Origin of the sequence: Candidatus Trichorickettsia mobilis (assembly GCF_034366785.1) — a bacterium.
Classification (GTDB): domain Bacteria; phylum Pseudomonadota; class Alphaproteobacteria; order Rickettsiales; family Rickettsiaceae; genus Trichorickettsia; species Trichorickettsia mobilis_A.
The window spans coordinates 471,540-484,205 of the sequence record NZ_CP112932.1; the positions used below are offsets into that span (position 1 = coordinate 471,540).

Below are 12,666 nucleotides of genomic sequence, written 5' to 3' on the forward strand. Positions count from 1 at the left end.
CATTATATCAGCTTTAAATGTAACCGGAACATGATCTAGGTATGTTAGCATTAGATGTATTATCAAATAAACGTTATGTTCTAGGATTTGTGGCGATAGCTGTATTACTTATCTTATTTATCTCAATTCCAAAACATGCTTTTGCTCAGTCTAATAAGAATCCAAACACCACAAACGAATTGCTGCGCTCATATTTAAAACTTACCTCATTTAAGCATAAAATATTGGCAAACAATGTAGCTAACATTAATACGCCTGGATATAAGGCAAACGAAGTAGCTACTCCACAAAAATCAGAAGATTTACAGAATGTTGCCAAATCTAGAAAATTACGTCTGACAACAACGTCAAATAAGCATCTAGCAGGTTATAATCAACAAGATAATAATTTTGCTGTAAATAAATTAAGAGATCCAGATGAACTCAAACCAAACGGTAATAATGTTTCTCTTAGCCAGCAATTAACTAAGATATCACAAAATCAAATAAATTATGACACCGCGTTACAAGCATATAAAAGTAGCAGTGGTTTAATTACATCGGTGTTAGGAAAATGATGTATATATTAGTCTTCTTATTATTTCTCATTAATCACACAATATTTGCATTGGAGGATGATTTACAGAAAGCATCATCTGTTGCTTCACATGGTATTAAAGTACAAGCAGAACGTCTTAAAATTGCTGCTGAGAATCTTGCCAACGAGGATTCAACTAGTTTTCAACCCGGAGGCAATCCTTATCAGCGTAAAATTTTATTTGCTAAAAATGTCTTTGATAAAACATTAAAAACTAATATACTTAAAGTCAAAAAAGTAGATGTAGATAAAGCGCCTTTTATTTTAAAATATGACCCTCATCACCCAGCGGCAGATTTAAATGGTTATGTTAAATATCCCAATATTCATAAAGAAATAGAAAGAGCTGATGCTAGCGAAGCGCAAAGAAGCTACGAAGCTAACCTGAGTATTATTGAGCAATCAAAAAGTATGATGCAACGAACTATAGAAGCGATTAAATAAATGAGTGTTAATAGTATTTTACTGCTTGCTCAAAATGCATATAATAAAGTAAGCGAACAGCCTTACGTTGAAAATGTACAAGAGGCCGCTAATTTCCATAAAATGGTTAATGTTGCTTTTAATAATTATGCACACATGTCTCCAGACCAAATTTTACAACACATTATTCATGCTAAAGCATCTGGTTCAGCAAATGTGAATGCTGCTGGCAGTAATGGTATTGCTGAAACTATCGTTGGAGAATTGCGCAAAAAAGTTAGCACACATGAACAAACCATACGTAAATCTTTGATTAATGAAGCATCATTGGCTGATTTAATGTACGCTGCTAACGAAGCAAAAAATACCGTGCAAACTATGGTGGCTTTACGCGATAAGTTTTTGGAATCTTTTGAGAAAGTAATGAATATGCAGATCTAATAATTTTAGCAAACTTATCAAATTATAATTAATCATGTGAGTTATAAAAAAAAAATAACAACAAAATATTGGCAATTATTCACCTTGCTGAGTATATTGTTCATAAACCAACCTAATTTATCAATCGGCGTTGAGCATAAGTTTAATACTAAAATTGCCGTGGTTGATGTTCAATCTATTTTAGAACATTCTGTTGCTATGCAAAATATTAGAAAATCTATAGATGTAATAAGCAGCAAGATGCAGCAAGATGTCACACAAAAAGAAATAGAATTAAAAAGAATCGAAGAAGAATTAATAAAAAAGCGCAGCATTCTTAATGAAGAAGCTTTTGAAAAAGTAGTAAGCGATTTTAATCAAAAGGTTAGTGCTGCTCAAAAAGACATGCAGAATAAGAAAACTCGTCTTGAGCAAGCTCATGCCGAAGCAATTCGCAAGGTTCATGATGCTACAATTACTGTCATTAGTGATTTAGCTAAAAAATATAATTTTAACCTGGTGTTACCAAGTTCTCAGGTACTATTTGTGACAAATGAGCTTAACATCACTCACGAAGTAGTAGAATTATTAAATAACAAAATAAAAACTATAAAAGTAAATTTTTAAAAAGTTAGTGTTCACGGTTTTTAGAAAAAACCGTCATTGCGAGATTTTGTTAAAAATCAAAGCAATCCAGTCTTTATTGGTACGCCCCTCTCCCCTACGCGAGCTGCAACGATCACTACGGAGCCTAACAGCTCATCGTGGACGCCTTGTATAGCTAGAGTCAGTAAGCTTGTTACTTTTAAATTTTAGTGTGGGTATGCGTAAGCTTATTACTTTGTTTCGCACATGCGAATCGCGCAAAATTTGAGAGTAACAAGCTTGACTCGCCGATGCTATATGTGAACGTTGCTGGGAATGACACCGTGAAAGCAGTTTGTTGTCAAACTTACCATCTGTATACCTGATACGGTAAAGGTTTGCCAGGGACGTGAATAAACACCTTATATGTGGTGTACCAATAGACTTCTTGTCTAACCTAGAGATGGTTAAGAAATTTTTCAGACAAAACTACCAACCAGAATAGGTTAGGCAAGAAGTCTAATGTTTAAACTAAAAAACTCGTGAACAACGCTCACTTTAAAAATATTCAATTTTTCAAAGAATGTGCAACAAAACCTAACGGATTTAGCTGTTGATCATTTAATAAAACCTCAAAATGTAGATGTTCTCCTTTAGTATTACCACTATTACCTTGTAACCCAATTTTCTGTCCTCGTATCACTAGCTCACCTTCTTTAACATAGATTTTATTTAAATGAGCGAATCTAGTGGTAAATTTATGACGATGAGTAATTTCAATCATGTTACCATAACTACCTACTCTACTAATTTTACTAACAACACCTGTAGCGGTAGCATAAATTGGAGCGGATTTATGTCCAACTAAATCAAGTCCATAATGAAAACTTCGTCGCTTGGTTATTGGATGTTTACGCATTCCATAATTACTGGTAATTTTAGGATTTAGTATTGGGACAAGCAGTGGAAGATGTTGCAGAATTTGGTCTAATCTTGATAATTCGTGTAAATATATAATTTGATGGTGACCATCTATTGCTAAAAAAATATTACCAGGTTGGTTATCATATAGAATATGACTTGCTGTTCTTAATTCTGTTCGAGATAAAAATTTGTACTTATTATTTAATTCAAATAATAATTTCTGCAATTTTTGTATTTTTATCATTGCTTGCTGATTTATTATATTCAACCTGTTGGCATAACGACTATTAAACTTAGTTAAAAAATTCTGGGCGTAAGCATCATCATTAATAATACGACAAAAATCTTTGGCGTATAAACATTCAGCTTTAGTATCAGTCAAATTATAAACTGCTATTAAATAACCACTCTTTATTTGATAATTTTTTTCAAGATTAACATCAATTTTATTAAGTAATTTTTGGCTCACATTAGTGGTACTGCAAGCAGAGATTATAAGTGCCAACAAGAATAATATACTTATTCTGAATGGAATTATCAAACCTATACTCCTAATTATTTGACTCGGTTTTTCAATGGTTCCTGCGGTTCAGCCGGTACTAAAAATTCTTTAATTAATTTCACTTTTGTCATCTCAACCCCAGCAGGACGTCCAACCGCATGTTGATTCCAAATAACTGCATATTGATCCCAGTCACGATAATACCTATCTAACAAAGGAATTGGATTATTAGGACCAGTGACTTTTATTTGACCAAAATCGTACATCTTTAATGGGAATAATTCTTCTTCATAAAAGAAATAGTTAGGAAATTTATGCCGAGCTGCTGTATGAGCATATGTAATTTTATTATCTATTCTACGACAAATAAAGATATCTAGAATCGGATATTCTGTATCCTTAGGCATAATGTGATATATAAAATGATGATTAATTTTATAACCAATATCCGCAAATTCATGGAGGATATCCTGAAGTCTTAATTCATCCTCATGCATTATACAAATATCCAAATCATCGTCATACTGTATTAATCCACGATGCCGTACTGCTCCTAGTAAGGTACCACTATCTATCCAATAGTTAATATTATGCTTTGCTAAAATTTCATGAGTATCTTTCATCATTTGATATAGCGTTAAAGCATGTTCCGGTTTCATGTAGTATTTTTGGAACTCTTCAATAGTAAATTCAGCATAACGCCATTTTGATTTTGACTCATTTATATATAAATAAAAAAAATACGATGCCGTTATTATAAATAATATACCTAATAATCGTTGTTTGAAGCTAAATTGTGGTTTCTTCATGTTTTCTTAACAGCAATTTTTTGCTTGTTGCTATTCTTAATTTTATTAGCATTAATAATCTCTACTGCTTGTTCAACAGTAATATTAAATGGGTCTAATGATTTAGGGATCGAACAAAAAGCATTATCGTGTTTAAGATAAGGACCATATTTACCTATACCTAGCATTATTTCGGCTCCTGAGCCAGGATACTCTCCTATTTTCAATGGTAAGTTAAGTAATTTTTGAGCAATATCAAGCTTTAAATTATGTGGATCAATCATCGAAGGTAGTGGCGCACGCTTTGGTTTCTCAAGTTTAGACAAGACTTCCCCCAATTGTACATACCAACCATATGGTCCTTTTTTCAGGTAAATATCTAATCCGCTAACACTATCCTGACCAATTAATCTATTATTATTATCTTTATTATTATCTTGTTCAGGCTTAGTAGCATCCGAATCAACATTAGTAGCGGTCAACGATTTTTTAAAGTTACATTCTGGATAATGATCGCAAGCAATAAAAGCACCAAACTTTCCTAATCTTAAATGTAATTGTCCGTCCTTACATGACGGACATTGTCTGACTGTAGTAGAAGTGTGGTCTGAACCAAATAAATAACCGGTTAATGATTGTTCGATATAACTAATAATATCAGTAATTTTTTGCTCACTAACTGCATTGATATTACCATTAAATCCCTGCCAGAAATTACCTAACAACTGTTTCCAGTCAAGCTGTCCAACAGCCACCTCATCAAGTTCGGTCTCTAAAGCTGCTGTAAAATCATATTCTACATATTTCTTAAAATACCCTACTAGAAATGTTGTCACTAAACGCCCTAGTGGTTCGGGAATAAAGCGTTTCTTCATTAAATTCACATATTTCCTTTCCTGTAGCACTGATAAGATACTGGCATAGGTTGATGGTCTGCCAATACCCAACTCTTCCATTTTCTTAACTAAACTTGCTTCAGAATATCTTGGTGGCGGTTCGGTAAAATGCTGCAACGGATTTACACCGATGGTTTTAAGCTGTTCTCCTATCACTAGATTAGGCAAGATTTTAGCTTCTTCTTCCTGCTCGTCATCGATACCTTCACGATAAATTCGATAAAAACCATCAAACTTTATCGTTGAACCGTTAGCTCTAGCGATAAACCTATGATCATGCGAATTAATGGTGGCGACTACCGCATCAATAACTACATTCTCCATTTGACAAGCCATCGAGCGTTTCCAGATTAAATCATATAATTTATGATGATCTTTATCTAATTGGCTACGTAATTGATCCGGAGTTAAGTTAATGTCAGTAGGTCTAATCGCTTCATGTGCTTCTTGAGCATTCTTAACTTTAGACTTATACTTCTTAAGATTAGCTGGTACATATGCATCACCAAAAAGATTTTGTATTAATTTACGAATGGAGTGGATTGCATCATCAGCCATAGTAACACCATCGGTACGCATATAAGTAATTAAACCGATAGTATTACCTTCAATATCTATCCCTTCATAAAGTTTTTGAGCGATTTGCATAGTTTTTTTTGCACCAAATCCTAGTTTACGCGCTGCTTCTTGCTGCAGAGAGGAAGTAATAAAAGGAGGCGGTGGTTGCCGTTTTTGTTGTTTGTTCTCAATATCACTTATCGAAAATGCTGAACCATCTAAAATATTTACTAATTCAGTTGCTTGACTTTCATTAGTAATATGAAATTTATCTAATTTATGGCCATCAATATGAGTTAGTTTGGCTTTAAAAGCTTCTGCATTCTGATTAAAGAAATCAAACCAAATATCCCAATATTCTTCAGTCTTGAATTGTTCAATTTTATCTTCTTGTTCGCAAATCAAACGTAATGCCACGGACTGTACTCTTCCCGCTGATTTACAACCAGGTAATTTACGCCATAATAATGGTGATAACGTGAATCCCACTAAATAATCTAAAGCACGCCTAGCCTGTTGAGCATTAACTAAATTAATATCAATTTTTCTTGGATTAGCCATGGCAGCAATCACTGCAGCTTTAGTAATCTCATTAAATGCTACTCTATTAAACATCTTATCATCAGTTACGATGTTTTTTTCTTTGATGATTTCTATGATGTGCCAAGAAATTGCTTCACCTTCTCGGTCAGGATCAGTAGCAAGATAGATAGCACTAGCTTTTGCAGCTTCATTGGTAATGTTAGCAATATGTTTACCAGCTTTATCAGTGATCGCATATTTCATCATAAAATCCTGCTCTGGCAACACTGATCCAGTTTTTGACGGTAAATCCCTTACATGTCCTACTGACGCAATAACTTCAAATTCATTGCCCAAATATTTTTTGATGGTTTTAGCTTTCGCCGGTGATTCTACTATTACTAATTTCATATCATTTATAAGCTAAACAAAATTTATTTCCTGGGCTTCTAACAATGCTACCGGCCAATTCAAGCTCCAATATTATGGTATAAATTACTGGCAGCGGCATCTTTGCTGCTTCGACTATAGTTTCAAACTCAATCGGAGTGCTTGACAGCAGATTCATAATAGTTTTTCGCATAGCATCATCAATCTGATTCAGATATTTATGATCTACAGGCCTATAATTATTATTATAACGTTGTAAATCTTCAAGTGGTGTCATTGATTTCTCGTAATCCGGAATGTTAATATTAGCAATTATATCTTGTGCCGACTCGGTCAAATGCGCTCCATCTTTAATCAATTTATTAGTACCACTGCTTCTAGGATCCAAAGGAAATCCTGGCACTGCAAAAACTTCACGATTCTGTTCTAAAGCAAACCTTGCAGTAATTAAAGAACCTGATTTAATAGTAGCTTCGACTACCACCGTGCCTAAAGATAATCCAGAAATCAACCGATTACGTTGTGGAAAATGCTGACTAAGCGGTTTGACCCCTATCGGTAATTCAGCGATAATTAAACCACCATCTGCAATAGTATCGTATAATTTTTGATTTTCTGGTGGATAGACATAATCTATTCCTCCGGCCATTACCGCTATTGTCTTAGTTGAAGACGCTTTATGAGCTGCGGTATCTATACCTCTAGCAAACCCTGAGACTATTACATAACCTTGTTGTATTAGTTCTTTTGCTAATTTACTAGCAAAAAACTGGCCATTCGCTGAAGCGTTTCTAGCACCAACAATTGCAATCGTTAGCGGTGCAGCAAGTAATTCAACATTACCCTTATAACAAAGTATCGGTGGTAAATCAGGAATTTCACGCAAGAACCTAGAATATTGTGCACACTTATAAGAAATAATTTTTGCACCAAATTTATCCAGTAACTCCAATTCCTTGATAGCATCATCATATGAATATACTTTTATTGGCTTAAATCTACCGCCACGTACAGAAAATTCTGCTATATTTTCCAAAGCTGAAGTTGCATTACCAAATAAATTCAATAAAGCTAAAAATGTTCTTGGACCAACATTTTCGCTTCTAATTAACCTTAAAATATCTATAATTTCACTAGTATAAGTATGTGATTTCTTACCCAGCAATAATTCTTTAAGCATTATTCATAATGTTCCGTATAAATGAAGAGCAATACTAATTCAATTGGAGAGTGCTGCAGAAACCTAAACGTCAAGTTAAGGCAAAAGAGACGATATGAACGTTATTGTGAGCTGCTCCTCACGTCATTGCGAAGCGTAACCCTTACAATGACGGGTCTTATTTCAGCAAACACTCTCTTCAATTTAATATAAAAAATGAAGTGAGGCTTCTGGATCGCAGATAACTAGATTTCACACTCCCATCTGAAATTTTTTATAATATTAGGACGAAATAGACGAAGGTCTTAACCTGCGGAGTGCTAGGAATCACAGAGTCAAGAAGCGCAGCGTAGTAAACTACGTGAGCACCACAGATCTCTAGTGATGACAACGCAATCCGCAGTTTTCACCGAGTATATACCGAGTATAATAGTGTATTTATAGCTTATCAGCATTAGAAGTCAAATAATCAGCCACTCCTTTTTGTGACGGAGTCATTCCCTCATCACCTTTATGCCATCCAGCAGGGCATACTTCCCCATTTGTACTATGAAATTCAAGCGCATCAATTATACGCAATGTTTCTTCAACACTTCTACCTAGTGGCAGATCATTAACTAACAAATGACGTATAATAGAAAGTTCATCTAATAAAAATGTACCACGTAAACTAATTCCATCATCATTTAGAACGTTATAAGCACAAGAAATTTCCTTGTTAATGTCTGAAACCATAGGAATCTGAATATTACCCACTCCACCTTTGTTGTTAGGAGTGTTTTTCCAGGCCAAATGCGAAAAATGTGAATCAACACTAACAGCAATTAACTTAGTGTTCCTTGAAGAAAACTCGCCTAATCGATTGTTAAAAGCTATAATTTCCGAAGGACAAACAAAAGTAAAATCGAGTGGATAAAAGAATATAACAGCCTTATGACCTTTGGTATAATTTTTTAGATTAAAACTAAGTTCAATAGTATTGTCTGGCATAATTGCTTTTGCCGTAAAATCTGGGGCTACTTTTCCAACAAATGCGCGTGTATCTTGCATACAAACTTGCTCCTTTAAGTTAATTCAATTATATCACTCAGATGCAATTTGACAATAAATCTGGTATAAAAAATATAGAATACTTATAACGCACTAGTAAATCAACATAAGAATAGCTTTACACGGCAAAGATTTTAAATTAAACTACTAAACTGTAGGTTATTATTTATATTTATATAACAAATACCCATCAGTATATTAATGATGAAATTCCATTCAATTATTTTTATTTTACTTTTAAACGTAACTACTATGAATGCTATGTCACTTGAGTCATCTAGTACAAATTTACCAGATGGGTTTGTATATCTTCATGAAGTTGATCCTTCCATTATTCTGGAAATGAAATATGCTGGTAACGATAATTTTATCGGCAGTAAAATTGATGGCTATGTTATGCCAGTTGCTATATTAACGAGACAAGCAGCAGAAGCTTTAAAAGCAGTGCAAAAAGACCTGATCGCCCAGGGTTATTCTCTAGTAGTTTATGACGCATATAGACCTAATAAAGCTGTACAGCATTTTGTACGCTGGTCAAAAACAAACGACGCTAAAAACAAAATGGCTTTTTATCCATACGTAGATAAATCACAAATAATACCTCTTGGTTATATAGCAGAAAAATCAGCCCACAGTCGTGGCAGCACTGTTGATCTTACCATTATTAGCGTAAACCATACACTTCAACTAACCAGTGTCATTAAGCAACGTACTTTAACTGATGGTTCTATAATCCCCTATCACGATGATGGTACTATAGATATGGGTTCATCTTTTGATTTATTTGACGAAATTTCTCATCATGATTCTAGAAAAAATATCCCTGACTTAAATAATAGACGTAATTTTTTAAAAGAAATGATGATTAAACACGGTTTTATACCGTATGCAAAAGAATGGTGGCATTATACTTTAGCTAAGGAACCATTTCCTGATCGTTATTTTGACTTTGACATAAAATAATATATACTTGAACAGAGAGTGTTCAATCAACCATACCGACAAGTTAAAGAAAATTAGCACTCAATCGTCAAGCTTTGAGACCACAATTGGCTGAAACAATTCAGTAAAACATGTCGTTTATTTTTTGGATTGCTTCGATTTCGTCGCAAAACTCAACTTGATATACGACAGTCATCCTGAACTCGTATTGAATGCTCTCCTCGAACATTATCATCTCAAGCCATATAAAACACTAGAGGCGACGACAATGACTTCTTCACTTTATGATGAAAACAATATATTTGCACAGATTATTGCAGGAAAAATTCCGGCTAAAAAACTATATGAAGATGACCAAATTCTGGCAATTCATGATATTAACCCCGTAGCTCCGATACATGTACTAGTACTTCCCAAAGGACATTATATTGATTATAGTGATTTCATACAAAAAGCTTCAGCAGAACTGATAAAACATTATTTTATTAAAATTGATGAAATAATTCAATTACTTGATTTATCAACTATGGGGTATCGTCTAATTACAAATAAAGGTAGCGAAGCTGGGCAAACTATCTTTCATTTTCATACCCATATTATTGGCGGCAGACAGCTTGTTGGTCGTGTTGGAAATTTATGATAAAAAAATATAATATAGCTGTAGTTGGTGCTACCGGTAATGTAGGCTCTAACGTCCTGGAAATATTGGCTGAAAGAAGTTTTCCTATAGCTGAAATAAATGCTGTTGCTTCCAGGAGTTCTGTTGGCAAATCAGTTAGCTATGGTGAGAAATTATTAAAAATATCAACTTTAGATAGTATCGACTTTAATAAAATTGATATCGCATTTTTTGCTGCTGGCTCCACTATAGCCAAACAATATATACCTAAAATCGCAAATAATGGCTGTATAGTAATTGATAAATCATCATATTTTAGACTTAATCCAGACGTTCCTTTAATTGTCCCAGAAGCAAATCCTATTGATCTCAAAAATTATAGCAAAAGAAATATAATAGCGAATCCAAATTGCTGTACTATTCCCTTAACTGTAATTCTAAAGCCCCTTGATAATGAATACAAAATCAACCGAGTGGTAGCTTCAACTTATCAATCCACTTCTGGAGCAGGTAAAGCTGCTATGGACGAATTATATAGTCAAACTAAAGCCAAGTACGTTTTTCAAGATCGTCAACCTAATGTTTTTAAAAAACAAATAGCTTTTAATTTATTCCCTCATATAGGAGATTTCAACACTGATGGTTCTACTTCAGAAGAATCAAAGATTGAATCGGAGGTTAGAAAAATTATGGGAGCTCAATTACAAATCAGCGTTACCTGTGTTAGAGTACCAGTATTTCTTGGACATTCTATCTCAGTAAATATTGAATTCTCGGATAACATTAACATTAATGAGATAACGGAAATTTTAAGCCAAGCTGATGGCGTCAAGGTACTATCAGCTAATACCGGTGAACAATATATTACTCCAGTAGAAGTAGCCGGTCTTGATGCTGTATACGTTTCTCGAATTCGTTCTGATAATAGTAGAATGAATAGTATTAATTTATGGATAACAGTAGATAATTTACGTAAAGGAGCAGCTTTAAATGCTGTACAAATTGCCGAAGAACTAACTAGGTACATATAGAATGACTACAGTTTTAAATACCATCATGCAATATATTCAGAAACATAATGCTAAGTTTTTATCTTTAAAATTTGTCGATGAGATTGGAATGCTGAGGCAACTTGATATTGCAGTAAAAAATCTTCAAACTAATGATCTATTCATTACTAACAATAATATGCAATTACAACCTATAAAATCTAAGTATTTTTTAGATCCTTTCAGAAATTTGCCAACGATATTTTGTTTGTGTGAAAATTTAACAGATAAATTAGATGTACGAGCACAAGTTAAAACTCGTATAGAGCAAAGTACAGCTTCGTCCAACATACCATGTGAGTGCTATATCGACTTTAATGTGTCAGAAATTACAGAAAATAACTTTGAAAAACCCATTAAAAAAATATCTAAATCTATTACCTCATCAAATGCTGATATGCATAATTATACTTCATCAATAACTTCTTCTAATATTTTAAGCACTGAGTTAACTACGGAGGCAAGCTCAAGGATTCTGACAGAAATAAATGAAGGAGCTAATTTTGAACATTTTAAAGAAATAAGTTTAGAGAGAAAAAGAATATATTACGAAAAACAAATAGAGCCTACAGATAAATTATCAAATTTAAGAAGTGAAATAGTGAATGTTCTTGAAAATATTGGAGTAAAAACCAGCTTTCATTGTCACAATAATCAAGCGTCAGGTTGTAGAATTGGTATTGTTACAGATGATATTTTAGACATGGCTGATAATCTGATAATTACCCAATATATTATTGAGAATGTTGCTAACAGCTACGGTAAATATGTCAGTCTTACACCATATAAATTTTCAAGCGAACTAAGTCATAATCCAAACAATGAAACTGTTTCTCATAATACCATAAAATTATTTTTATACTTTTCTAATTATGAAAAACAGATAGCAAAATCATTTATGCTAAATGTACAACAAAACACAAAAAATATCTTATCTTTTGAGCGAATTGGGCAAAACATTAATTTAGATTGGTTTAAGCAAAACACTGGCATTAGTATAGATTTTTCTACTATACCAATAAATCCTTATTTAGCTTTTAGTTCGATTATTTTATATGGCGTTGGTTATAATGGCAATCTTTTATCAATCTTATCACAAGAGACATTAAGAGCACTATCTACATACTACTCTGATTTGTTGATTAGCTAGGTTCTGGAGAAACTATATATAGCTAGAGTCAGTAGGCTTAGGACGATAAATTTTGTGTGAGCATGCGTAAGCTTATTACTTTGTTTCGCACATGTGAATCGCGTAAAATTTA

General features: G+C 33.4%; 13 protein-coding genes. 8 read left to right on the forward strand and 5 right to left on the reverse strand.

The genetic code is table 11. The annotated features are described in order from the left end of the window. The first annotated feature begins 41 nt into the window (after positions 1 to 41). Genes flgB through Trichorick_RS02150 form a run of 4 tightly spaced genes read left to right on the forward strand, consistent with a single transcriptional unit; the run spans position 42 to position 2,047 of the window. Positions 42 to 557: a flagellar basal body rod protein FlgB gene (gene flgB / locus Trichorick_RS02135; protein ID WP_323738613.1), complete on the forward strand. Its 516-nt coding sequence runs from the start codon at positions 42 to 44 to the stop codon at positions 555 to 557. Continuing rightward, complete coding sequence (gene flgC, locus Trichorick_RS02140; protein ID WP_323738614.1) at positions 554 to 1,021, forward strand: flagellar basal body rod protein FlgC; 468 nt, start codon at positions 554 to 556, stop codon at positions 1,019 to 1,021. Before flgB ends, flgC begins: the two co-directional genes overlap by 4 nt. Beyond that, positions 1,022 to 1,441, forward strand: coding sequence for a flagellar hook-basal body complex protein FliE (locus Trichorick_RS02145; RefSeq protein ID WP_323738615.1), 420 nt, complete (start codon positions 1,022 to 1,024; stop codon positions 1,439 to 1,441). A gap of 36 nt (positions 1,442 to 1,477) precedes the next feature. After that, complete coding sequence (locus Trichorick_RS02150) at positions 1,478 to 2,047, forward strand: OmpH/Skp family outer membrane protein (RefSeq protein WP_323738616.1); 570 nt, start codon at positions 1,478 to 1,480, stop codon at positions 2,045 to 2,047. 526 nt (positions 2,048 to 2,573) lie between these two features. Here Trichorick_RS02150 and Trichorick_RS02155 read toward each other — a convergent pair. The 5 genes from Trichorick_RS02155 to Trichorick_RS02175 form a co-directional block, all read right to left on the reverse strand. After that, positions 2,574 to 3,398: a M23 family metallopeptidase gene (locus Trichorick_RS02155; protein ID WP_323738617.1), complete on the reverse strand. Its 825-nt coding sequence runs from the start codon at positions 3,396 to 3,398 to the stop codon at positions 2,574 to 2,576. An 86-nt stretch (positions 3,399 to 3,484) separates the two neighbouring features. Then, positions 3,485 to 4,240: a LicD family protein gene (locus tag Trichorick_RS02160; protein WP_323738618.1), complete on the reverse strand. Its 756-nt coding sequence runs from the start codon at positions 4,238 to 4,240 to the stop codon at positions 3,485 to 3,487. After that, entirely contained in the window at positions 4,237 to 6,606 is a 2,370-nt protein-coding gene (topA, locus tag Trichorick_RS02165) for a type I DNA topoisomerase (RefSeq protein ID WP_323738619.1), read from the reverse strand. Before topA ends, Trichorick_RS02160 begins: the two co-directional genes overlap by 4 nt. A gap of 1 nt (position 6,607) precedes the next feature. Then, positions 6,608 to 7,765 carry a DNA-processing protein DprA gene (dprA, locus tag Trichorick_RS02170; protein WP_323738620.1) on the reverse strand — a complete coding sequence of 386 codons (1,158 nt, stop codon included), beginning with the start codon at positions 7,763 to 7,765 and terminating at the stop codon, positions 6,608 to 6,610. Between the two features lie 417 nt (positions 7,766 to 8,182). Then, entirely contained in the window at positions 8,183 to 8,794 is a 612-nt protein-coding gene (locus Trichorick_RS02175; RefSeq protein ID WP_323738621.1) for a peroxiredoxin, read from the reverse strand. A 201-nt stretch (positions 8,795 to 8,995) separates the two neighbouring features. Between Trichorick_RS02175 and Trichorick_RS02180 the strand changes: the two genes are divergently transcribed. The 4 genes from Trichorick_RS02180 to Trichorick_RS02195 all read left to right on the forward strand — a co-directional run bounded on the left by Trichorick_RS02180 (position 8,996) and on the right by Trichorick_RS02195 (position 12,554). Beyond that, entirely contained in the window at positions 8,996 to 9,757 is a 762-nt protein-coding gene (locus Trichorick_RS02180) for a M15 family metallopeptidase (RefSeq protein WP_323738622.1), read from the forward strand. 247 nt (positions 9,758 to 10,004) lie between these two features. Beyond that, on the forward strand, positions 10,005 to 10,376 hold the full coding sequence (locus Trichorick_RS02185; protein WP_323738623.1) for an HIT domain-containing protein: 372 nt from the start codon (positions 10,005 to 10,007) through the stop codon (positions 10,374 to 10,376). After that, a complete protein-coding gene (gene asd / locus Trichorick_RS02190) occupies positions 10,373 to 11,386 on the forward strand; it encodes an aspartate-semialdehyde dehydrogenase (protein ID WP_323738624.1) in 1,014 nt (337 codons plus the stop codon). The genes Trichorick_RS02185 and asd overlap by 4 nt, the downstream gene beginning before the upstream one ends. Position 11,387: 1 nt before the next feature. After that, the gene (locus Trichorick_RS02195; protein ID WP_323738625.1) at positions 11,388 to 12,554 is read left to right on the forward strand and encodes a hypothetical protein; all 1,167 of its coding nucleotides are present in this window, start codon (positions 11,388 to 11,390) and stop codon (positions 12,552 to 12,554) included. Positions 12,555 to 12,666 lie beyond the last annotated feature (112 nt).